Origin of the sequence: Kitasatospora saccharophila (assembly GCF_039529925.1) — a bacterium.
Taxonomy (GTDB): domain Bacteria; phylum Actinomycetota; class Actinomycetes; order Streptomycetales; family Streptomycetaceae; genus Kitasatospora; species Kitasatospora saccharophila.
The window spans coordinates 136,985-159,316 of sequence record NZ_BAAANS010000012.1; the positions used below are offsets into that span (position 1 = coordinate 136,985).

General features: G+C 75.2%; 20 protein-coding genes and 1 pseudogene. 15 read left to right on the forward strand and 6 right to left on the reverse strand.

Going from position 1 to position 22,332, the window contains the following annotated elements:
• Positions 1–285 precede the first annotated feature (285 nt).
• Together ABD345_RS11670 and ABD345_RS11675 are read left to right on the forward strand one after the other, a co-directional pair.
• Positions 286–2,730 carry an endonuclease/exonuclease/phosphatase family protein gene (locus tag ABD345_RS11670; RefSeq protein WP_344551914.1) on the forward strand — a complete coding sequence of 815 codons (2,445 nt, stop codon included), beginning with the start codon at positions 286–288 and terminating at the stop codon, positions 2,728–2,730.
• Between the two features lie 151 nt (positions 2,731–2,881).
• Positions 2,882–4,540 (forward strand): FAD-binding dehydrogenase, encoded by a 1,659-nt coding sequence (locus ABD345_RS11675; protein ID WP_344551915.1) that lies wholly within the window; start codon positions 2,882–2,884, stop codon positions 4,538–4,540.
• Positions 4,541–4,590: 50 nt separating this feature from the next.
• Here ABD345_RS11675 and ABD345_RS11680 read toward each other — a convergent pair whose 3' ends face one another.
• A complete protein-coding gene (locus ABD345_RS11680; RefSeq protein ID WP_344551916.1) occupies positions 4,591–5,088 on the reverse strand; it encodes a DinB family protein in 498 nt (165 codons plus the stop codon).
• 108 nt (positions 5,089–5,196) lie between these two features.
• On the opposite strand from ABD345_RS11680, the gene ABD345_RS11685 reads away from it, so the two are divergent.
• From ABD345_RS11685 to ABD345_RS11695, 3 genes are all read left to right on the forward strand, one after another.
• Positions 5,197–5,961: an aminotransferase class IV gene (locus ABD345_RS11685; protein ID WP_344551917.1), complete on the forward strand. Its 765-nt coding sequence runs from the start codon at positions 5,197–5,199 to the stop codon at positions 5,959–5,961.
• Positions 5,962–6,085: 124 nt separating this feature from the next.
• Entirely contained in the window at positions 6,086–7,708 is a 1,623-nt protein-coding gene (locus ABD345_RS11690; RefSeq protein WP_344551918.1) for a purple acid phosphatase family protein, read from the forward strand.
• Positions 7,709–7,777: 69 nt separating this feature from the next.
• Positions 7,778–8,110 (forward strand): YnfA family protein, encoded by a 333-nt coding sequence (locus ABD345_RS11695; protein ID WP_344551919.1) that lies wholly within the window; start codon positions 7,778–7,780, stop codon positions 8,108–8,110.
• Between the two features lie 6 nt (positions 8,111–8,116).
• Here the strand turns inward: ABD345_RS11695 and ABD345_RS11700 are convergent, their stop codons facing one another.
• Together ABD345_RS11700 and ABD345_RS11705 are read right to left on the reverse strand one after the other, a co-directional pair.
• Positions 8,117–8,635 carry a hypothetical protein gene (locus ABD345_RS11700; RefSeq protein ID WP_344551920.1) on the reverse strand — a complete coding sequence of 173 codons (519 nt, stop codon included), beginning with the start codon at positions 8,633–8,635 and terminating at the stop codon, positions 8,117–8,119.
• 85 nt (positions 8,636–8,720) lie between these two features.
• Positions 8,721–10,682, reverse strand: coding sequence for a hypothetical protein (locus tag ABD345_RS11705; protein ID WP_344551921.1), 1,962 nt, complete (start codon positions 10,680–10,682; stop codon positions 8,721–8,723).
• Positions 10,683–10,795: 113 nt separating this feature from the next.
• Here ABD345_RS11705 and ABD345_RS11710 point away from each other — a divergent pair, with 113 nt between their 5' ends.
• Positions 10,796–11,560: a DUF6215 domain-containing protein gene (locus ABD345_RS11710; RefSeq protein WP_344551922.1), complete on the forward strand. Its 765-nt coding sequence runs from the start codon at positions 10,796–10,798 to the stop codon at positions 11,558–11,560.
• Between the two features lie 30 nt (positions 11,561–11,590).
• Here ABD345_RS11710 and ABD345_RS11715 read toward each other — a convergent pair whose 3' ends face one another.
• The gene (locus ABD345_RS11715) at positions 11,591–12,802 is read right to left on the reverse strand and encodes a pyridoxal phosphate-dependent aminotransferase (RefSeq protein WP_344551923.1); all 1,212 of its coding nucleotides are present in this window, start codon (positions 12,800–12,802) and stop codon (positions 11,591–11,593) included.
• Between the two features lie 99 nt (positions 12,803–12,901).
• On the opposite strand from ABD345_RS11715, the pseudogene ABD345_RS11720 reads away from it, so the two are divergent.
• The 4 genes and pseudogenes from ABD345_RS11720 to ABD345_RS11735 form a co-directional block, all read left to right on the forward strand.
• A pseudogene (locus ABD345_RS11720) lies at positions 12,902–13,255 on the forward strand (winged helix-turn-helix transcriptional regulator); the annotation flags it as partial.
• Between the two features lie 85 nt (positions 13,256–13,340).
• Positions 13,341–13,850: a hypothetical protein gene (locus ABD345_RS11725; protein ID WP_344551924.1), complete on the forward strand. Its 510-nt coding sequence runs from the start codon at positions 13,341–13,343 to the stop codon at positions 13,848–13,850.
• Between the two features lie 58 nt (positions 13,851–13,908).
• Positions 13,909–14,454 carry a sigma-70 family RNA polymerase sigma factor gene (locus ABD345_RS11730; RefSeq protein WP_344551925.1) on the forward strand — a complete coding sequence of 182 codons (546 nt, stop codon included), beginning with the start codon at positions 13,909–13,911 and terminating at the stop codon, positions 14,452–14,454.
• Positions 14,455–14,489: 35 nt separating this feature from the next.
• The gene (locus ABD345_RS11735; RefSeq protein ID WP_344551926.1) at positions 14,490–14,612 is read left to right on the forward strand and encodes a sigma factor-like helix-turn-helix DNA-binding protein; all 123 of its coding nucleotides are present in this window, start codon (positions 14,490–14,492) and stop codon (positions 14,610–14,612) included.
• Positions 14,613–14,671: 59 nt separating this feature from the next.
• Here the strand turns inward: ABD345_RS11735 and ABD345_RS11740 are convergent, their stop codons facing one another.
• Complete coding sequence (locus ABD345_RS11740; RefSeq protein WP_344551927.1) at positions 14,672–16,774, reverse strand: MMPL family transporter; 2,103 nt, start codon at positions 16,772–16,774, stop codon at positions 14,672–14,674.
• 60 nt (positions 16,775–16,834) lie between these two features.
• Entirely contained in the window at positions 16,835–17,665 is an 831-nt protein-coding gene (locus tag ABD345_RS11745) for an SDR family NAD(P)-dependent oxidoreductase (RefSeq protein ID WP_344551928.1), read from the reverse strand.
• Between the two features lie 95 nt (positions 17,666–17,760).
• Between ABD345_RS11745 and ABD345_RS11750 the strand changes: the two genes are divergently transcribed.
• From ABD345_RS11750 to ABD345_RS11770, 5 genes are all read left to right on the forward strand, one after another.
• Positions 17,761–18,699, forward strand: a complete 939-nt coding sequence (locus tag ABD345_RS11750) for a LysR family transcriptional regulator (RefSeq protein ID WP_344551929.1) — start codon at positions 17,761–17,763, stop codon at positions 18,697–18,699.
• A 9-nt stretch (positions 18,700–18,708) separates the two neighbouring features.
• Complete coding sequence (locus ABD345_RS11755; protein ID WP_344551930.1) at positions 18,709–19,629, forward strand: MerR family transcriptional regulator; 921 nt, start codon at positions 18,709–18,711, stop codon at positions 19,627–19,629.
• Between the two features lie 57 nt (positions 19,630–19,686).
• Complete coding sequence (locus tag ABD345_RS11760) at positions 19,687–20,139, forward strand: MarR family winged helix-turn-helix transcriptional regulator (protein ID WP_344551931.1); 453 nt, start codon at positions 19,687–19,689, stop codon at positions 20,137–20,139.
• A gap of 143 nt (positions 20,140–20,282) precedes the next feature.
• A complete protein-coding gene (locus ABD345_RS11765) occupies positions 20,283–21,326 on the forward strand; it encodes a Dyp-type peroxidase (RefSeq protein WP_344551932.1) in 1,044 nt (347 codons plus the stop codon).
• A complete protein-coding gene (locus ABD345_RS11770; protein ID WP_344551933.1) occupies positions 21,323–22,123 on the forward strand; it encodes a family 1 encapsulin nanocompartment shell protein in 801 nt (266 codons plus the stop codon). Before ABD345_RS11765 ends, ABD345_RS11770 begins: the two co-directional genes overlap by 4 nt.
• The last annotated feature ends 209 nt before the right edge of the window (positions 22,124–22,332 follow it).

Consider the following 22,332-nt stretch of genomic DNA (forward strand, 5'->3'; position numbering starts at 1 on the left):
GAGCGGGCGTAGCGGCTGAGCAGGAGTCAGGAGGGGCGTCCCGGACGGGGCGCCCCTCTCCGTGTGCCGGGGGCCGCCCGTGGGGAACTGTTCACGTCGGCACCCTTGTCGCGTCAACTTCTACGCGCGTATCTTCTGGACGTGGATCTACGCGAGTAGTCCGCCGGGGTCCGTCCGAGCGTCCGAACCGGTCCCGGCGAACGGCCTTCTGACGAACCCTCACCACCACCCGGGGAGCCCGCGCGGCCCCGGGCCACGGCCTTGCCACGAAGGAGCCCCGCAACGGTGCCCAGCCCCACTCCCGCCCGCCGCTCCCGCCGCACCCTGCTGCGCGTCGCCTCGACGGCCGCGGTCGCCGCGTCCCTGTTGGCCGTCCCGCTGCCGGGGGCGTTCGCCACGCCGTCCACCGGTGCGGTGATCGCCGAGGTGTACGGCGGCGGCGGCAACTCCGGCGCGACGCTGAAGAACGACTTCGTCGAGCTGGGCAACCCGTCCGGGGCGGCCTTCGGCCTGTCCGGCTACAGCGTGCAGTACCTGCCGGGCAGCCCGAGCGCCTCCAGCCAGTGGGGGGTGACCCCGCTGAGCGGGTCGATAGCCGCCGGCGGGCGCTACCTGGTCGCCGAGGGCGCGGGCGCGGGCGGCACCGCCGAGCTGCCGGCCGCCGACGCGAGCGGCAGCCTGGCGCTGTCGGCGACCACCGGCACCGTCGCGCTGGTCAACGGCACCGCCGCGCTGACCTGCAAGACCGCCGCGGACTGCGCGGCCGACCCGCGGATCGTCGACCTGGTGGGCTTCGGCACCGCCGTGGTCCGCGAGGGCAGCCCGGTGACCGGGGCGTCCAACACGGCCTCGGTGGCGCGCGGCGCCGCGCTCGCCGACAGCGACGACAACGCCAGGGACCTCGCGGCCGGCGACCCGACGCCGACCAACTCCAAGGGCCAGAGCACCGGCGGCGGCACTCCGGGCGGCGGCGACGGCGGCACCACCACCCCGCCGGTCCCCGGCGACCTGCGGATCCACGACGTCCAGGGCACCACCCGCGTCTCGCCGAAGAACGGCCAGAGCGTCACCAACGTCCCGGGCGTGGTCACCGGCGTGCGGGCGTACGGCACCAAGGGCTTCTGGATCCAGGACCCGAACCCGGACGCGGACCCGGCCACCAGCGAGGGCGTGTTCGTCTACACCGGCTCGGCCAACCCGACGGTGAAGGTCGGCGACTCGGTGCTGGTCACCGGCAAGGTCAGCGAGTACTACCCGAACAGCTCGGGCGGCTCGCAGTCGGTCACCGAGCTGACCGGCCCGAAGACCACCGTGCTGTCCGCGGGCAACCCGGTGCCCGCGCCGGTCGTGCTGAGCGCCGCGAACGTCCCGGCGGCGTACGCCCCGGACGCCGCCGGCGGCTCGATCGACGCGCTGCCGCTGGACCCGGCGAAGTACGCCCTCGACTTCTACGAGTCGCTGGAGGGCATGAACGTCCAGGTCGCCGACGTGCCGGTGGTGCAGGCCACCGACAAGTACAACGAGCTGTGGGTGGACGCGGTCGCCACCGACCCGCGCACCGCCCGCGGCGGCGTGGTCTACCTCGGCTACGACCGGCCCAACAACGGCCGGATCATGGTCCAGTCGCTGCCGCCGCTGACCGAGGTGCCGTTCCCGGTCGCCAACGTCGGCGACGAGCTGACCGGCGCCACCGCCGGCCCGCTCGACTACAACCAGTTCGGCGGCTACACCATCGCCGCCAACACGCTGGGCGCGGTCAAGGACAACGGGCTCAAGCCCGAGGTCGCCGAGCAGGGCAAGAAGAACGAACTGAGCATCGGCACCTACAACGTCGAGAACCTCGACCCGGGTGACGGCCCGGAGAAGTTCGCCCAGCTCGCCGAGGGCGTCGTCACCAACCTGGGCTCGCCCGACATCGTCGCCCTGGAGGAGATCCAGGACGACAACGGCGCCGTCAACGACGGCACGGTGGGCGCCGCCACCACGGTCAGCACCTTCATCGAGGCGATCAAGGCGGCCGGCGGCCCCGCCTACGACTGGCGCGGCATCGACCCGGTCGACGGCCAGGACGGCGGCGAGCCCGGCGGCAACATCCGCCAGGTGTTCCTGTTCAACCCCGAGCGGGTCTCCTTCACCGACGTCCCCGGCGGCACCTCCACCACCGCCGTCGACGTCACCGGCAAGAACAACAAGGCCCGCCTCACCGCCTCGCCCGGCCGGATCGACCCCGGCAACGAGGCGTGGACCGCCAGCCGCAAGCCGCTGGTCGGCCAGTTCGAGTTCAAGGGCAAGCCGGTCTTCGTGATCGCCAACCACTTCAACAGCAAGGGCGGCGACCAGGGCATCGACAGCCGCTTCCAGGCCCCCGCCCGCTCCTCCGAGGTGCAGCGGGTCAAGCAGGCCACCGTCGAGCAGGCGTTCGTGGCCAAGCTGCTGGCGGCCGACCCGAAGGCCCGGATCGTCTCGCTCGGCGACTTCAACGACTACCAGTTCTCGCCCGCGCTGCAGACCCTCACCAAGGACGGCGTGCTGCGCGACCTGGTGAACGAACTGCCCGAGAGCGAGCGCTACTCGTACGTCTACCAGGGCAACTCGCAGGTGCTCGACCACATCCTGGTCAGCCCCGCGCTGAAGCCGAACAAGACCGACTACGACGTGGTGCACATCAACAGCGAGTTCGCCGCCCAGGCGTCCGACCACGACCCGCAGGTGGTCCGGATCAAGCCCTGACGGCCCCCGCGCCAGGCAGCCCCCGCCCGGCCCGGCGGGGGCTGCCGCCGTTCCGCGGAGGTTCCGAAGTTACCGGCGGGTTGACCGGGAGGCCCGCAGGCCGGAGGATTCGGGGCACCCCCCGCGCCAGGTCTGGAAGGACGCTCCCCGCATGGTCTACGACGCCGACGTCATCGTGATCGGAGCGGGCCTCGCCGGCCTGGTCGCCACCGCCGAACTCGCCGACGCCGGACGGAAGGTGCTGCTGCTCGACCAGGAGCCGGCCGGCTCGCTCGGCGGACAGGCCCACTGGTCCTTCGGCGGCCTGTTCCTGGTCGACTCGCCCGAGCAGCGCCGGATGCGGATCAAGGACTCCCGGGAGCTGGCCTGGCAGGACTGGCTCGGCACCGCCGGGTTCGACCGCGCGGAGGACGCCTGGCCGCGCCGCTGGGCCGAGGCGTACGTCGACTTCGCGGCCGGCGAGAAGCGCGCCTGGCTGCACGGGCAGGGCGTCCGGCTGTTCCCGGTGGTCGGCTGGGCCGAGCGCGGCGGACTGCTGGCCTCCGGGCCCGGCAACTCGGTGCCGCGCTTCCACATCACCTGGGGCACCGGCCCCGGCATCGTCGAACCCTTCGCCCGCCGGGTCCGCGAGGCCGTCAAGGCCGGCCGGGTCGAACTGCGCTTCCGGCACCGGGTCACCGGCCTCGCCGCGAGCGCGGGCAGCCTGGACACCGTCAGCGGCGAGCTGCTCGCCCCGTCCGCCGTGCAGCGCGGCGAGGCCAGCTCCCGCGAGGTCGCCGGCCACTTCGAACTGCGCGCCCAGGCCGTGGTCGTGGCCTCCGGCGGCATCGGCGGCAACCACGAGAAGGTCCGCGCGGCCTGGCCCGAGCGGCTCGGCACCCCGCCCGCCAAGCTGCTCTCCGGCGTCCCCGCGCACGTCGACGGCCTGATGCTGGACGTCGCGGGCGCGGCCGGCGGCAACCTGATCAACGGCGACCGGATGTGGCACTACACCGAGGGCATCGAGAACTGGAACCCGATCTGGGCCAAGCACGGCATCCGGATCCTGCCCGGCCCGTCCTCGCTCTGGCTCGACGCCACCGGCAAGCGGCTGCCCGTCCCGCTGTTCCCCGGCTTCGACACCCTCGGCACCCTCGAACACATCATGCGCACCGGCCACCAGCACACCTGGTTCGTGCTCACCCAGAAGATCATCGAGAAGGAGTTCGCGCTCTCCGGCTCCGAGCAGAACCCCGACCTGACCGGCCGCTCGATCCGCCAGGTGCTCGGCCGCGCCCTGCCCGGCGCCACCGGCCCGGTCGAGGCGTTCAAGCAGCACGGACCGGACTTCGTGGTCGCCGACACCCTGGAGGAACTCGTCCGCGGCATGAACGAGCGGCAGGGCGACGCCCCCGCCATCGACGGCGCCGAACTGCGTCGCGAGATCGAGGCCCGCGACCGCGAGATCGCCAACCCGTTCAGCAAGGACCTCCAGGTCACCGCCGTCCACGGCGCCCGCCGCTACCTCGGCGACAAGCTGATCCGCACCGCGAGCCCGCACCGGCTGCTCGACCCCAAGGTCGGCCCGCTGATCGCCGTCCGGCTCAACATCCTCACCCGCAAGTCCCTCGGCGGCCTGCAGACCGACCTCGACTCCCGCGTCCTGCGCGCCGACGGCACCCCCCTGGACGGCCTCTACGCGGCCGGCGAGGCCGCGGGCTTCGGCGGCGGCGGCATCCACGGCTACCGCTCCCTGGAGGGCACCTTCCTCGGCGGCTGCCTCTTCTCCGGCCGCGCCGCCGGCCGCGCGGCGGCCGCCGCCACCGCGTAGCCGCCGCCACCGCGTAGCCGCCGCCACCGCCCGACCCGCGGCGGCGCGGCTCAGCGGCCGGTGGTGCCGTCGATCTGCTCGCGCAGGATGTCGGCGTGGCCCGCGTGGCGGGTGGTCTCGCCGGTCACGTGGGCCAGGATCCAGCGCAGCGAGCGGAGCTCCCCGCGCACCGGGACCGCGGTCGGGCGCGAGGGGTCGGCGCCGCGGAGGAGCGCGTCGCTCGCCGCGCACGCCTCCCGGTAGTCGGCCAGCACCCGCTCCACCGGCACCCCCTCCGGCACGGCCATGCCGAAGTCGACGTCCCGGTACTGCTCCAGGCCCGCGACGTGGTACCCGAACCAGTACCGCTCGGCGTCCGTCAGGTGCCGCACCAGCCCCAGCAGGTTCGTCCCGGTCGGCACCAGGACCCGGCGCAGCTGCTCCTCCGTCAGCCCCTCGGTCTTCTTCAGCACGCACTCCCGGGCGAAGGCCAGGAAGGCGAGCGCGACGGCGAGTTCGCCGTCGTCGGTGAGGGGGACGGGGCGGCGCTGGCTCTCGATGTTCGTCATGTCCGGGAACCTAGCCCGGCCCGGCCCGGGGCGCACCGGGGTTTCGGGGGGCCGTGGGGGCGGCCCGCGCGGATCGCCGAGAATGGGCGCACGAGCGGAGGAGGCGCGGTGGCGGAGCTGGACGGGCGGCCGGTGACGGCGGGGCAGTTGCAGGTGTTGGCGCTGACGAACTACGGGCACTTCACCACGATGCTGGTGGAGGACGGCCGGGTGCGCGGGCTCGACCTGCACCTGGAGCGGCTGGAGCGGGACTGCGCGGCGCTGTTCGGGGTGGTGCCGGACCGGGAGCGGGTGCGCGGGTTCGCCCGGCGGGCGGTGCCCGCGGCGGGGGCGGTCGCGGTGCGGGTGACGGTGTTCGACCCGGCGATCGACCTGGGCAGCATCGGCGGGCGGGCCGAGCCGCGGGTGCTGGTGACGGCCCGTCCGGTGGGCGGCGGGGAGCCGGGGCCGATCCGGGTGCGGACGGTGCGCTTCGAGCGGGAGCTGCCGGAGGTGAAGAGCGTGGCGCTGTTCGGGGCGCTGCGCCAGCGCCGGCTGGCCCAGCAGGCCGGGTTCGACGACGCGCTGTTCGTGGACCGGGACGGCGGGGTGACCGAGGGCGGGACGTGGAACGTCGGGTTCCTGCGCGGGGGCGAGCCGCTGTGGCCGCGCGGCGCGTACCTGGCGGGGACGGCGATGGCGCTGCTGCGCGGGGCGTGCGGGGGCGTCGAGGAGCGGGTGGGGACGGAACTGGCGGGCGTGGAGGCGGTGTTCGCGACCAACGCGGCGGTCGGGGTGCGTCCGGTGGCGGCGGTGGACGGGCGTGCGTTCGACACCGCGGGGGTGGCGCGGCTGCGCGCGGCGTACCTGGCGGTGCCGGGGGAGCGGCTGTAGCCGGGGTCGGGGCCGGGGCTTTGCCAGCGCATGGTCGGATCATGTGCTGGACCAGACCGGCCCGATGACGCTCGTTCACCGACCATCAGGGCGCCCGCCACCGGCCGCTGACAGTCTCCCGCGCATGGATATCCCGAACATGGGCGTGCCCGCCGAGCTCGCCGCCCGCATGAGCATGGCGGAGCAGCACGAGTACCTGCGCAGCAAGTTGTCCCGCCGCACCCTGCTGCGCTCCGGCGCGGTCACGGTCGGCGCACTGGCCGTCGGCGGGGCGCTGGGCTCCGGCACGGCGTTCGCCGACCAGCCGGTCAAGCCCGGTGCCGCCACCGCCGGCGTGAACGGCTCGCTGGTCGCGCCGACCGGCCGCCACCTGCAGTTCGGCGCCGACGCCGGGACCCAGATGCGGGTGTCCTGGCAGGTGCCGGCGGCGGTGAAGAAGCCGTTCCTGCGCTTCGGCCGCCACCCCTGGGAGCTGAGCGGGAAGATCGAGGCCGAGGTGCGCGCGCTGCACACCCCGGCGCTGGTCGACGGCGCCGTCCCGGTCGACCAGTACTACCTGCACGTGGCGCTGGACCACCTGCAGCCGGGCACCACCTACTACTACGGCGTCGGCCACGAGGGCTTCGACCCGGCCTCGCAGCAGTCGATCTCCACCCTGCGGACCTTCACCACCGCGCCGTCCCGCAACGGCCGGCACAACCGCCCGTTCGAGCCCTTCACCTTCACCGCCTTCGGCGACCAGGGCGTCTCCGCGCACGCGGCCGGCAACGACAACGTGATCCTGGCGCAGAACCCGGTGTTCCACCTGCACGCGGGCGACATCTGCTACGCCGACCCGATGGGCCAGGGCCTGGACGCCGACAGGTCCGCGTTCAACGCGCTGACCTGGGACGCCTTCCTGGCGCAGACCGAGCCGGTGTCGGCGGGCATCCCGTGGATGGTCTCCTACGGCAACCACGACATGGAGGCCTGGTACTCGCACAACGGGTACGGCGGCGACGACGCCCGCTTCACCCTGCCGACCGACGGCCCGGACCCGCGCAAGGCCCCCGGCGTCTACTCCTTCACCTACGGCAACGTCGGCGTGATCTCGCTGGACGCCAACGACGTCTCGTACGAGATCCCGGTCAACTTCGGCTTCACCAACGGGCAGCAGACCCAGTGGCTGGAGCGGAGGCTGCGCGAGCTGCGGGCGGACGAGACGGTCGACTTCGTGGTGGTCTTCTTCCACCACTGCGCCTTCTCCACCACCCACCAGCACGCCTCCGAGGGCGGGGTCCGGGAGGCGTGGGTGCCGCTGTTCGAGAAGTACCGGGTGGACCTGGTGGTCAACGGCCACAACCACGTGTACGAGCGCACCGACGCGATCCTCGGCAACAAGGTCTCCAGGGCCGTGCCGAGCGGCGAGACGGTGGACCCGGAGAAGGACGGGGTGGTCTACGTGACCGCGGGCGCGGCCGGCCGCAGCCTGTACTACTTCGACGCCCCCGACACCTACGAGGGCCACGAGAACCACCAGGACGAGGTGGTCACGTACCACTTCGACAAGGGTGCGGCGAAGGTCCCCGAGACGGTGCACTGGTCGCGGGTCCGCTACACCGGCTACTCCTTCATCAAGGTGGACGTCACCCCGGCGCACCGCGGCGCGAACACCACCATGAAGGTGACCGCGCTGGCCGAGGACGGCACCCGGATCGACCACTACTCGATCGTCCGCCGCGCGGGCCGCGGCGGGCACGGCCGCTGACGCCGGGTCGGCGCCCGCCCCGGACCCGGTGCCGTCGGGTCCGGGGCGGGCGCCGTCTAGGGTGAAGCGGTGAGCACCGCCCGTTCGATCCTGCTGTTCGCGCTGGCCGCCGTCCTGGAGATCGGCGGCTGCTGGCTGGTCTGGCAGTCCGTCCGCGAGTCCCGTCCGTGGTGGCTGGCCGGGCTCGGGGTGCTGGCCCTGGGCCTGTACGGCTTCACCGCGGCCCTCCAGCCGGATGCCGACTTCGGCCGGGTGCTGGCCGCGTACGGCGGGGTGTTCGTGGCCGGTTCGCTGCTGTGGGGCGTGCTGCTGGACGGCTTCCGGCCCACTCGGTGGGACGTGCTGGGGGTGCTGGTCTGCCTGGTCGGCGTCGGCGTGATCATGTACGGGCCGCGCCGGTAGCGGGCCTCAGGACGCGACCCAGCGCCAGCCGTTCTTGTCCACGCAGACGATGACCCGGCCGGAGGCGTCGGTGCCCGAGACGCCGTGGTCGGAGGCGCGGCAGAACTGGCCCGCCTGGTAGCAGTTGCCCGCGTTGGACAGCGGGTGGCAGCCCGCGGCCTGCTGGGCGTGGGTCGGCGTCGGCGTCGGCTGGGCGGCCGGCTTGCTGGTGGTGCGGGCCGTGGTGGGGGTGGACGCCGCCTTGGGGGTGGTGGCGGCGGGCCTGGGCGCCTCGGTGGTCGCCGCGACGGTCGGCGTGGGCGTGGGCGTGGGCGTCGGCGTGGGGGTCGGGGACGGGGACGGCGTCGGGCTGGGCGTGGGGGTCGGGGACGGGCTCGGGCTCGCCGCGGGGGCGCTGCTGCTGTGGGTGGCGGCCGGGGAGGGCGGTGCCGTCTGGTCGGTCGGTTCGCAGGCGGTGGCGAACAGGGCGGCGGCGAGCAGCGCACCGGCGGCGGAGGCCCGGCGCAGGCGGAGGGAGAGGGACAAGACGGCTCATCTCGGGGGAACGGCTGTGGACGATCCGCCATCCTTCCGAGTGTGTGCGACCGGTGGAGTTGGGGTGACGGTTTCGTTACCGATCGGCAATCGGAACGCCGCGCAGCACCCCTTCGACGCAGGCCCGGACGTGCCGGCTCGGGTCCGCCCGCAGCCCGGCGACCAGCTCCAGCGCCTCCGGAGTGCCCAGCAGCGCCAGCGACTTGACGGCCTGTGCGCGGGCCCGGGGCTCCTCCGCCGCGGCGATCCGGCGCAGCCGCTCCATCCGGCCGGGCCGCTCGGGCACCCGGGGTTCGAGCCAGGCCGCGGTGGTGTCGTCCCGCAGCCAGCGCAGCTGCTCCCCGAGCCGCTCGGGGTCCGCGTCCGGGTGGTGGGCGGCGCGCCGGATCCCCTCGGTGGCGAGCCGCCGGATCCGCGGGTCGGTCGCGGTGCGGATCACGTGGATCATCACCTCGACCAGCGCCGGGTCGCCGCGCTCGGCCAGCGGCCGCACCAGCGCGGCCCGGACGGTGCCGTGCAGCAGGGTCTGCGCGACCAGCTCGGTGGCGCGCGGCGAGTCGCACAGCGCCAGCACGTCGACGGCCAGGTCGCGCAGGAAGGTGCCGCCGGAGCCCCGGACGTCCAGGACGCTCCAGCGCACCATGTCGAGCGCCAGGTCCTCCACCCGGGCCGGGTCGGGCCCCGGGCCGAGCTGCCGCAGCGCCAGCAGCCGGGCGTCGTACCTGCTGCGGATCCGCTGCCCGGTGGTCCACGGCAGTGCGGCGATGTCGGGCACCGCCTCGACGGCGCGCAGCCGGGCCAGCGCGGCGACGGCGGCGGCCCGGCCCTCCCCGGACCCGTCGCGCAGGACGCCGATCAGCCCGGGCACGGCCTCGGTCAGCCCGAGCCGTCCGGCGGCGTACGCGGCCCGGCGGTGCGCGGCGGCCGGGTCGCGCAGCACCGCCAGGACGGCCTCGCGGCGGGCGGCCGGCCCGCCGATCCGCTCGATCGCCCGGTCGGCGTACGCCTGCATCGCCCCGTGCTCGTGGCCGAGCGTGGCGGTCAGCACGGGCAGCGCGGAGGCGTCGCCGTACTTCCCGAGCGCCTTGATCAGGTCGCCCTGGTAGGGGTTCTCGGCGACCCGGTCGATCAGCAGCCGGACCAGCTCCGCCCGCCCCGCGGGCGCCGGGTCGGCCCCGAGGCGGTCGAGCACCGCCCGGTACTCCCGCTCCTCCTCCTCGGCGTCGTACCGGGCGGCGGCCGCGCGGGCGGCCGGGTCGTCGAGGGTGCGGAGGAACTCGGCGAGGCAGTACCGCAGGTTGGCCCGCTCGTCCTCGTCCTCGTCGTCCTCGTCCTCCTGCCCGGGTTCCTGCGCGGGCTGTTCCGCCGGCTGCTCCGCGGGCTCGGTCCCGGCGAACAGCCGCAGGGCGAGCGGCAGGTGGGCGGGGGTCATCGCGTCGGTGGCGGCGGACCCGAGGGCCTCGGCGGCGTAGGAGAGCGGCGCCCCGGCGGCGAGCACCCGGGTCCGGGCGGCGAGCAGCGGTTCGACCGCCTCGGGGCGGCGCAGGGGGGTGAGGGCCGTGACGGCGTACCAGAGCGTGCGCTCGGCGTCGGTCCCCAGGTCGGCGATCAGCCGCCGCACGGTGGCGGCGTCGCCGAAGCCCGGCCGCCTGCTGTCCGCCCGGGCCAGGTCCTCGCCCCAGACGAGGTCGTTCGGGCCCCGGTCGAAGAGCTCCCGGTGGCACTCCGTGATCAGCAGGGCCCGGGCGGCGGCCCGGGGCGGGAAGCGGTCCAGCCGGCTGAGGTGGCTCCAGGCGGCGCCGCCGGCGTCCAGCAGCCGCCGGCCGAACCCGAGGGCGGCCAGCTGCTCGCGGGTCCAGCCGCAGGAGAGCAGCGCGCTGACGTAGACGGCGGCCCGGGTGACCGGGTCGGTGGTGCGGGCGGCGACCGCGTCCGCCAGTTCCTCGGTCTCCTCCAGCACCGGCCGTCGGCTCGCCACCCGGGGCAGTCGGCCGGCGAGGTGGTGGTGGGCGAAGGCGCGGACGCCGGAGGTGCGCATACCGCGCATTGTGGGCGAGGGGGTGCCCGGCCCGCCAACTTCCCTGGTGGAAAAGGTCGGTGCGGATCCGAACGGAACTGCTACATTCCCCTGGTTTCAGTTCGAGGAGGATCATGCAGAAGTACCTGGCGGGGGTCGGTCGGGCGTTCGCCGTACGCGTGGTGGTGGGGATGCTCGTCCTGACGGGCGGGCTGTTCTGGCGGGCGCTGCACGCGTCGGACGGGCAGCGGGCCGAGGGTGGCGAGCCCGTCCTGTGCGGCCCGATCAAGGAGGGCCAGCCGGCCGGCTACCCGGCGATGTGCGCCGCGCTGAACCGCCCCGACCTGGCGGAACTGGTCGGCGCCCCGGGCGAGCGGATCGTGTCCGCCGGGGTCGGCACCTACTCGACGTGGGACCTCGGGGCGGCGCAGGCGCAGGTCGGCCAGCTGGAGGTGGCGATCTCCGACCGCCGCACCATCCCGTACGACCTGCTGCTGGACAGCACCCGGGTGAGCGCCCGCGAGGTGGCCCCGGTGGCCGGGCGGCCCGCGGTCGCCTACGCGGAGCCGCTGCACTGGGTGACCCTCAACCTCGGTACCGGCGGCTCGGGTTCGGACCCGATCCCGGCCCCCGCGCCCACCCGCGACCCCGGCACGGCCTACCACCTCGTGGTGGCCCGGAACGCGGACGGCAGCGGCGGCTCCCTCGACGTGTCGCTGCAGCGGGTCGACGGCGGTTCCGCGGACAGCGAGCGGCTGCCCGCGCTGGCCGAGAAACTGATGGCCGACCTGGACGGCTGGAACGCGCCCCCGCTCCCGACCGAGCCGGGGCAGCCGACCCGCGCGCCCCGGCCGTCCCCGTCGCCGACCGAGTTCCGGCCGTTCTCGGGCGGGTACTGAGTCGGCCGCCCCGCTGCCCGGCCGCCGCCGTCACTGCCGGTAGGTGGCCAGGAAGCGGCCGATCCGGTTGATCGCGGTCTCCAGTTCGTCGGCGCGCGGCAGCGTGACGAAGCGGAAGTGGTCGGGGCGGGGCCAGTTGAAGCCGGTGCCCTGGACGATGTGGATCTTCTCGCGGAGCAGCAGGTCCAGCACGAAGCGCTCGTCGTCGACGATCCGGTGCACGGCCGGGTCGAGCTTGGCGAAGGCGTACAGCGCGCCGCGCGGTTTGACGCAGGAGACGCCGGGGATCTCGTTCAGCGCCCGCCAGGTGACGTCGCGCTGCTCGGTGAGCCGGCCGTTGGGCAGCACCAGGTCGTTGATCGACTGCCGGCCGCCGAGCGCGGCCTGCACCGCGTACTGGGCGGGCACGTTGGGGCACAGCCGCATCGAGGCCAGCATGGTGAGGCCCTCCAGGTAGTCCCTGGCGTGCTCCTTGGGGCCGGAGACCGCGAGCCAGCCGCTGCGGAAGCCGGCCACCCGGTACGCCTTGGACAGGCCGTTGAAGGTCAGGGTGACCACGTCCTCGGAGAGCGCGGCCAGGCAGTGGTGCTCGGTGCCGTCGTAGAGGATCTTGTCGTAGATCTCGTCGGCGAAGACCAGCAGGTGGTGGCGGCGGGCCAGGTCGAGGATGCCCTCCAGCAGCTCCTTCGAGTAGACCGCGCCGGTCGGGTTGTTCGGGTTGATCACCACGATCGCCTTGGTGCGGTGGGTGATCTTGGCGGCGATGTCCTCCAGGCTCGGGTACCAGTCGGACTCCTCGTCGCACAGGTAGTGCACCGCCTTGCCGCCCGCGAACCGCACCACGGCCGTCCACAGCGGGTAGTCCGGCATCGGGACGAGCACCTCGTCGCCGTCGTCGATCAGCGCCTGCACGGCCATCTGGATCAGCTCGGACACGCCGTTGCCCAGGTACACGTCGTCCACCGTGACGCCCTGCACGCCGCGCTGCTGGTAGTACTGCACGACGGCGCGCCGGGCGGGGAGGATGCCGCGCGAGTCGGAGTAGCCGTGGGCGTTGGACAGGTTGCGGATGATGTCCTGGACGATCTCCTCGGGCGCCTCGAAGCCGAACGGGGCCGGGTTGCCGGTGTTCAGCCGCAGCACGCTGTGCCCGGCCTCCTCCAGCGCGTTGGCGGTGTCGACGACCGGGCCACGGATCTCGTAGCACACGTCCTTCAGCTTGCTGGACTGGCGAAACTCCATCAGCGGCCTCCCGACCCGTCACCGAGCCCCTGCGGCCGGCTTGCTTCGTTCTACCAAGTAGTGACTTGGAAAGTCCAACCTATTGGCTATGCTGACGGCATGCCACGCCGAAGCTACGACCAGTACTGCGCCGTCGCCCGCGCCCTGGACGCGGTGGGGGAGCGCTGGAGCCTCCTGATCGTCCGTGAACTCCTCGGCGGACCGCGCCGCTACACCGACCTGCACGCCGACCTGCCCGGCGTCTCCACCGACATCCTCGCCACCCGCCTCAAGCAACTGGAGGGCGAGGGACTGGTCGAACGCCGCCGCCTGGAGCGCCCCGCCAACGCCACCGTCTACGAACTCACCCCCCGCGGCGCCGAACTCCGCCCCGTCGTCGAGGCCCTCGCCCACTGGGGCGGCCCCGACCTCGGCGAGCCCCGCCCCACCGACGCCGTCCGCGAGCACTGGTACACCACCACCGCCTGAGCGCCGTCGGCCCGCCGTGACGCGCGGGGGCGGTGGCGGCCGCGGGGAGCGGGAACGGTAGGTTCCGGGCGTGAACGAGACGGATCTGGCCGGGGTGCGGGACGGCTTCCGGGCCGGGGCGGCCGGGGTGGCCATCGGCGCGGGCGTCGGGCTGGCGGCCTGGGCGCTGTCGGCGCTGATCGGCGACGGGGCGTTCCCCGGGTACCTGGTCGGGCCGCTGGTGTGGCCCGCCATGAGCTTCGTGGTGCCGCTCTGGCGGGAGCGCCGGGGCCACCGGCGGCCCGCCACCCTGGTCACCCTGCTCGTGGGCCTGCTGGGCCTGGTGGCGATGTTCGCGGTCGGGGACCGCATGGAGAGCGGCCCCGACAACGAGCTGACCGCCTGGGCGGGGGCGGCCTACCTGGTGCTGCTGCTGGTCTGCTGCACCGTCTTCGGTGCGCTGGCCGGCCCGGCCGGGGCCGAGCACGGCCGCAGCTGGCTGCGCTTCACCGGCCGCGGCCGCCACTACCATCTCGCGGTGTACGGCGGCCTGGCCGCCCTGGCCGTCCTGGCGGTCGGGGCCGCCGCGGTCACCGCCTGAAGCGCTGCACGAACGCTGCGAGTGGCGTCCGTCCCGGTGCCGGGACGACCGTGGCAGGGTGACGGTGGAAGCGTGCGGCGACGAACTGGTGGCCCGGGTGGCCCGGGGCGAGCGGGACGCCTTCGAGGCGTTCTACCGGCAACTGCTCGGCCCGGTCGGGGCGGTGGTGCGCCGGGTGCTGCGCGACCGGGCGCAGAGCGAGGAGGTCGTCCAGGAGGTCTTCCTGGAACTGTGGCGCACCGCCGACCGCTACCGCCCCGAACGCGGCAGCGTGCACGCCTGGGCGCTGACCGCCGCCCACCACCGCGCCGTCGACCGGGTCCGCGCCGCCCGGGCCGGGGCCGAGCGCGAACGCGCGGCCGCCCTGCGCGACTACCGCCCCGCGTACGACAGCGTCGCCGCCGAGGCCGAGCGCCGCATCGAGGACCACGCCGTCCGCACCGCCCTCGCCGCCCTCGCCCCCGCCCAGCGCGAGGCCCTCGCCCTCGCCTACTGGGGCGGCTGCACGCAGACCCGGATCGCCGCGCTGCTGGGCGCCCCGTTGGGGACGGTGAAGAGCCGGGTGCGGGACGGCCTGCGGCGGTTGCGGGTGGAGTTGGGGTGAGTGAGGGGGCGGGCGCGGGGCGGGTGGAGGTGGGGGTGAACGAGGGAGGGGGCGGCTGCACGCGGACCCGGATCGCCGCGCTGCTGGGCGCCCCGTTGGGGACGGTGAAGAGCCGGGTGCGGGACGGCCTGCGGCGGTTGCGGGTGGAGTTGGGGTGAGTGAGGGGGCGGGCGCGGTCGCCGGTGGAGCCGGGGTGACGGGCGCCCGCCGCGGGGCGTCAGTCCGGTCGGCGGGCCGGCCACCAGGTGCGGCCGCCGAGGTCGTGGACCAGGGCGGGCACGAGCAGCGAGCGGACCAGCAGGGTGTCGAGCAGGACGCCGAAGGCCACGATGAAGGCGATCTGGGCGAGGAAGGCGAGCGGGATGACGCCCAGGGCGGCGAAGGTCGCGGCCAGCACCACGCCCGCCGAGGTGATCACGCCGCCGGTCGCGGTCAGGCCGCGCAGCACGCCGGCCCGGGTGCCGAGGGCGGCGGTCTCCTCGCGGACCCGGGTCATCAGGAAGATGTTGTAGTCCACGCCGAGGGCGACCAGGAACACGAACCCGTACAGCGGCACCGACGGGTCGGTCGCCGAGAACCCGAACACGTGCGGGAAGACCAGCGCCGAGACGCCCAGCGTGGCCAGGTAGGAGAGCGCGACGGTGGCCGCCAGCAGCAGCGGCGCCAGCACCGAGCGCAGCAGCAGCACCAGCACCACCAGGATGCAGAGCAGCACCACCGGCATGATCAGCGTCCGGTCGTGCCGGGCGGTGCTCCGGGTGTCGGCCTGCTGCGCCGAGTAGCCGCCGACCAGCGCGTCGGCCCCGTCCACGGCGTGCACGGCGGTGCGCAGCCGGGCGACGGTGGCGAGCGCGGCGTCGCTGTCGGCGGGGTCGGCGAGCGTCGCGTCGAGCCGGACCAGGCCGTCGACGGTGACCGGCGGGTCGGTGGGGGCGCCGCCGGTGTACGGGCGGACGGCGGCCACTCCGGCCACCGGCGCGGCGGCGGCCGTCACCGCCTCGGCGCGGTCGGCGCGGGCGACGATCACCGCCGGGTTGCCGGAGCCGCCCGGGAAGTGCGCGGAGAGCAGGCGCTGCGCGGCGACCGAGGGCTGGGCGGTGGTGAACAGTTCGGACTGCGGCACGCCCCGGGCGTCCAGCAGCGGGGAGCAGGCCGCGAGGGCGGCCAGGACGGCGGTCGAGCCGATCCACAGCAGGCGCGGGCGGCGGCCGACCAGGTCGGCGATCCGCTGCCAGACCCGGTGCCCGCCCCCGGTGCCGTCGGTGGCGGGCCGGGCGGGCCAGAACGCGGCCCGGCCGGACAGGGCGAGCGCGGCGGGCAGGAAGGTCAGCGCGGACAGCACGGCGCAGGCGATGCCGATCGCGCCGACCGGGCCGAGCGCCCGGTTGTTGGTCAGGTCGGAGAGCAGCAGGACGAGCAGGCCCAGGCCGACGGTCAGGCCGGAAGCGGCGATCGGTTCCACCGAGCGGCGCAGCGCGGTGCGGGCGGCGGCGAACCTGTCCTGCCCGGTGGCGAGTTCCTCGCGGAAGCGGGCCGAGTACAGCAGCCCGTAGTCGGTGGCCGCGCCGATCACCAGGATCGACAGCAGCCCCTGCACCTGCCCGTCCACCCGGACCACGCCGTGCCGGGCGAGGGCGTAGACGATCGCGCAGGCCGCGCCGAGCGCGAACACCGCGCCGAGGATCACCAGCAGCGGCAGCAGCACCGCCCGGTAGACCAGCAGCAGGATCAGCAGCACCACGCCGAGGGCCACCCCGAGCAGCAGGCCGTCGATGCCCGCGAACGCCCCCGACAGGTCGGCCAGCACCGCCGCCGGACCGGCCACCCCGGCCACCGCGCCCGGCACCTGCTCGGCGTACCCGCGGATCGCCGCGACCGCCTCCTTGGTGTCCGGCCCGAGGTCGGCGCGCAGCTGCACCACCGCCTCCAGGGCCTTCCCGTCCTCGGACGGCAGCAGCGGCGAGGCCGCCCCGACCGTCCCCGGCACCTGCGCGGCCGCGGCCAGCGCCTTCCCGGCGTCGGCCCGCAGCGCCTCGTCCACCTGCCCGGAGCGGGACTCCCAGACCAGGACGACCGGCAGGGTCGACTCGGTGCGGAAGTCCTTCTCCAGCTGGGCGACCCGGGTCGACTCGGCGCTGCGCGGCAGGAACGCCGCGCCGTCGTTGGTCGACACCTCGCCCAGTTTTCCGGCGAAGGGTCCGAGCGCGCCGCCCAGTGCCAGCCAGACCAGCAGCAGGACGAGCGGGAGCAGGAAGCGCAGGCGCCGCGCGGGGGACGGGGGCGCGGGCGTCGGGACGGGGGTCGGGACGTGCGTCGGCATGGCCCGGAGAATATCTCAATCATTGAGAGATCTGGGCGCCGACGACACGACCCGCCCGGCTCAGGCGTCGAAAGCGGTGTCCCGGGAGCGCTTCTCCCAGCCGAGGACGTCCTCCCGGACCTGGTCCAGGTGCGCGAGCACGCCGTCCACCGCGTCCCCGCCCAGCGCCAGCCGCAGCGGGGTCCGCTCCGCCGCCAGCGCGGCCAGGATCGCCGCCGCCGCCTTGTCCGGGTCGCCGGGCTGCGCGCCGTGGCCGCCGGCGACCATGGCCCGGGTCGCGGCCACCGCGGCGTACTGCCCGCCGTCGGCGCTCACCCCGGCCCGGTCGGCCTCGAACAGCGAGGTCCGGAACGCGCCCGGCTCCACGATCAGCACCTTGACGCCGTACTCGCGCACCTCGTCCGCGAGCGCCTCGGACATCCCCTCCAGGGCGAACTTCGTCGCGCTGTACGCCCCGAAGCCCGCGAAGGACAGCTGCCCGCCCACGCTGCTCATCTGCACCACCGCGCCCGAACGCCGCTCCCGCATGTGCGGCAGCACCGCCCGCACCAGCGCCGCCGGCCCGAACACGTGCACGTCGAACAGGGCGCGCAGCTCCTCGTCGGTGGTCTCCTCGACCGCGCCGACGTGGGTGCGGCCCGCGTTGTTCACCAGCACGTCGATCCGCCCGTGCCGGGCCAGCACGCCCCGCACCGCGGCCCCGACCGCGGCGGTGTCCGTGACGTCCAGGGCCAGCGCCTCCACCTGGTCGGGGTGCGCGGCCACCAGGTCGGCCAGCGAATCCGGCCGCCGCACCGCCCCGACCACCACGTCCCCGGCGGCCACCGCGGCCCGCGCCACCGCCCGTCCGAAACCGCTGCCCGCACCGGTCACCAGCCACACCTTGTTCACGGCAACTCCCGTTCCACCCAATCGACTTCCGACGACCGCAAGCCTGCCGCCGAACCCCGTTGCCGGTCCAAGACCCGTGGTGATAACCAATCGGCATGGCCCTGGACGTCCACACCCGAGACCTGCGCTACTTCCTCGCCGTGGCCGAGGAGTTGCACTTCACCCGCGCCGCCGAACGGCTGCACGTCTCGCAGCCCGCGCTCAGCAAACAGGTCCGCGCCCTCGAACGGCGGCTCGGCACCGAACTGTTCCGCCGCGACCAGCACCGGGTCGCCCTGACCGCCGCCGGACACGCCCTGCTGCCGCACGCCCGCGAGGTCCTGGACGGCTGGGCCCGCGGCGCGGACGCGCTGGCCGCCGCCAAGGCCGAGCAGCGCAGCACCCTGACCGTCGGGATGAGCACCAGCCCCGCCCGCGGCGGCCTGCTGCCCGCCGTCCGCTCCCGCCTCGGCGCCACCCACCCGCAGGCCACCACCCGCCTGCGCCAAGTCAGTTGGGACGACCCGACGGCCGGCCTGGCCGACGGCGGCACCGACCTCGCCTACGTCTGGCTGCCCCTGCCCGACCCGCACCGCTACGACTGGACGGTGGTCGCCGAGGAACCCCGCCTGCTCGCCCTCCCCGCCGCCCACCCGCTCGCCGCCCGCCCCGCGCTCGACTTCGCCGACCTGCTCGACGAACCCTTCCTCGCCCTGCCCCCCGACGCGGGCCCGCTGCGCGACCACTGGCTCGCCCTGGACGCCCGGGCCGGCCGGCCGCCCCGGATCGGCGCCGAGGTCGCCGGCGTCGAGGAGACCTACGAAGCCCTGATCGCCGGCCTCGGCGTCTGCCTGGTCGCCGCCGGCAACGCCCCCCTGATCACCCACGACGGCGTCACCACCCGCCCCGTCACCGGCGTCGGCCCCAGCCGCTACGCCCTCGCCTGGCGCCGCGAGGACGCCCACCGCCCCCTGCTCCGGGCCTACGCGGACGCCTGCCGCGCGACGGTGGACGCGTGGCGCGAGGCGGCCGCGGGGCGCGAGGCGCGGCACTAGGCTGACGGGGTGCCAGAAGAACTGCCCGCGACGACGGCCGGTACGGGGGAGGTGGCCCGGCGGCTCGGCGTGTCCCCGACCACCGTCCGGTCCTGGGAGCGCCGGTACGGGATCGGTCCGGCCGAACGGGCGGAGGGCCGGCACCGGCGCTGGACGGAACGGGACGTCGCGGTGCTGGAGGCGATGTGCCGGCTGACCGCGCGCGGCACGCCGCCCGCCGAGGCCGCCCGGCTCGCCCCCGCCCTCGCCGGCCGGCCCGTCGAACCGGTCACCGCCCGGGCCCCGGACGCCCAGGTGCGGCCCGAGGTGCGCGGCCTGGCCCGGGCGGCCCGGCGGCTGGACGCCCCCCAGGTCGCCCGGCTGCTGCACACCAGCGTGGAACGGCTGGGCGCCGTCGCGGCCTGGACGGACGTGATGACCCCCGCGTTGCGCGCCGCCGGCCGCCGGTGGGCCGCCGGGGGCGGCGAACGCTACGTCGAGGTCGAGCACCTGCTGTCCTGGCACGTCTCCAGCGCGCTGCGCCGGATCGCCGAACCCCCGGCGGACGCGGGCGGGCCGTCCGTGCTGCTGGCCGCGATGCCCGGCGAGCAGCACACCCTGCCGCTGGAGGCGGTGGCCGCCGCGCTCGCCGAACGCGGCCTGCCGTTCCGGGCCTTCGGGGCCGCGCTGCCCGCCGAGGCGCTCACCGCCGCCGTCCGGCGCACCGGCCCCGCCGCCGTCCTGCTCTGGTCGCAGACCCGCGCCACCGCCGACCCGGCCCCCGTCCGGGCCGTCGCCGCCACCGCCTGGGGCCCGCGCGGCGCCCGGGTCCGCCCGGCCCTGCTGGCCGCGGGCCCCGGCTGGCACCGCGCCGCCCGCCCGCCCGGCACCCTCGCCCCCCGCGACCTACCGGGTGCGCTCGACCTGCTGGCGCGGGCGCTAGGGTCGTGACCGGACCGGCGGGTGACCGGGCAGGTGAGGCGGACGGGTGTGGTGGAGGAACGGCCGGTGGCGCAGCGGGAGTTCGCACGGCTGCTGCAGGGATTGGCGTCCGAGATGAACCTGCTCGGGCACGACTTCGCCGACGCCTCCGGCCTGCACGCCACTGACGTCCAGGCGCTGCTGGCGGTGCTGCGGGCCCCCGACCCGCCGGGGATCACGCCGGGCGGGCTGCGGACCGAACTCGGCCTCACCTCCGGCGCGGTGACCGCCGTCCTGGACCGCCTGGAGCGGGCCGGGCACGTCCACCGCAGCCGGGACGAGGCCGACCGGCGGCAGGTCCACGTGCACTACCACCCGGGCGCGGCCCGGATCGCCGGGGAGTGGTTCGCCCCCGTCGCCGAGTGCACCGACCGGGTCCGGGCCGAGTTCGCGCCGGAGCAGGTCGCCACCGTGGTCCGCTTCCTCACCCGGATGACCGAGGAACTCGCCGAGCTCCGCCGGGAGCGCCGCACCGGGTAGGGCGCCCGGACGCGTTGCGCCGGGCGGGGCCGGCCGGTCCTCCGGACACGCCCGTTCGGGGGGACATCGCGCGGTCCCGTCCCTTTTGCCGGGTATGGTCGGCGGGCGTCCGAACCTCCGGCAGTCCCCTGGGAGCCCCCGCCATGCCGCAGCCCCAACCGGTCCTCGCCACGCTGACCGGGGCCGCCGTGTTCCTGGTGCTCGGGATCGAGGACGGCGGCGAGCAGGCCGTCCGCGACCTGCTGCCCGACCTCGGCGGCCTGGCCCGCACCGTCGGCAGCCGGGCGCCCCGGCAGGAGGTCAGCCTGGTGCTCGGCATCGGATCCGACGCCTGGGACCGCCTGTTCGCCGGCCCCCGCCCCGCCCGGCTGCACCCCTTCGTCGAACTGGCCGGCCCCCGGCACCTCGCCCCCGCCACCCCCGGCGACCTGCTGCTGCACGTCCGGGCCGAACGCATGGACCTGTGCTTCGAACTCGCCACCCTGGTCAGCCGGCGGCTCGGCGACCGGGTCACCGTGCTGGACGAGACCCACGGCTTCCGGTACTTCGACTGCCGCGACCTGATCGGCTTCGTCGACGGCACCGAGAACCCCACCGGGGCGGACGCCGCCGACGCCGTCCTGATCGGCGACGAGGACCCGGACTTCGCCGGCGGCAGCTACGTGATCGTGCAGAAGTACCTGCACGACATGGCCGGTTGGCACGCGATCGGCACCGAGCAGCAGGAGCGCGTCATCGGCCGCACCAAGCTCGACAACGTCGAACTCGACGACGCCGCCAAGCCCGCCGACTCGCACGTCGCGCTGAACACCGTCACCGGCCCCGACGGCGAGGACCGCGACATCTGGCGGCTCAACATGCCGTTCGGGTCCTTCGCCGAGGGCGGCGAGTGCGGCACCTACTTCATCGGCTACGCCCGCGACCCGTGGGTCACCGAGGAGATGCTCCGCAACATGTTCCTCGGCCGCGGCCCCGCCGCCCACGACCGGCTGCTGGACTTCTCCACCCCCGTCACCGGCACCTTCTTCCACGTCCCCAGCGCGGACTTCCTCGACGACCCGCCCCCCGCCCCCGGCGAGCCCGCCCCGGCCGCCGCCGAAGACGGCCCCGCCGCCGCCCCGCCCGCCCCTCAGGTCCGGGACGGCAGCCTCCACATCGGCAGCCTGAAAAGGAGCACCGCATCGTGAACAACCTGCACCGCGACCTGGCGCCCGTCTCCGCCGCCGCCTGGGCCGAGATCGAGGAGGAGGCCCGGCGCACCTTCCGCCTGCACGTCGCCGGGCGCCGGGTGGTCGACCTGGCCGGGCCGGACGGCCCCGAGCTCGCCGCCGTCGGCACCGGGCACCTGGCCGACATCGCCGCCCCCGCCAACGGCATCCAGGCCCGGGCCCGGGAGGCCCTCCAGGTGGTGGAACTGCGCGTCCCCTTCACCGTCACCCGGGCCGCCGTCGACGACGTCGAACGCGGCTCCAAGGACTCCGACTGGGACCCGGTCAAGGACGCCGCCCGCACCATCGCCCTCGCCGAGGACCGCGCGGTCTTCGACGGCTACCAGGCCGCCGGCATCACCGGCATCCGGGACGGCTCCTCCAACCACCCCGTCGCCCTCCCCGCCGACGTCCGCGAGTACCCCAACGCCGTCAGCCGCGCCCTCACCGCGCTGCGCCTGGCCGGCGTCGGCGGCCCCTACTCGCTGCTGCTCGGCGCCGACACCTTCACCGCCGTCAACGAGACCTCCGACCACGGCTACCCCGTCCACAACCACCTCGCCCGGCTCCTCGACGGCGAGATCATCTGGGCCCCCGCCGTCGAGGGCGCCGTCCTGCTCTCCGCCCGCGGCGGCGACTTCGAACTCCACCTCGGCGAGGACCTCTCCATCGGCTACCTCTCCCACGACGACACCACCGTCCACCTCTACCTCCAGGAGTCCCTCACCTTCCAACTCCACACCCCCGAAGCCGCCGTCACCCTCACCTCCGCCTGACCCCGCGGCCCGCCACCCGACAACCCCGCCCGCCCCGGCCCGCCTGGCCGGGGCGGGCGGGGTTTCTGGGGCCAACCGGGGCTGGTGGAAGGGGAGTTGGAGGTGGCGGGGGCGGAATCAGGACAAAGCCGGGGAGTTGCTTCCGGGGGTGGGGCGGCGGGCCGCACCATGTGAGGACTCGTGCGGGGATTTCGGTGAGGGGAGCACGC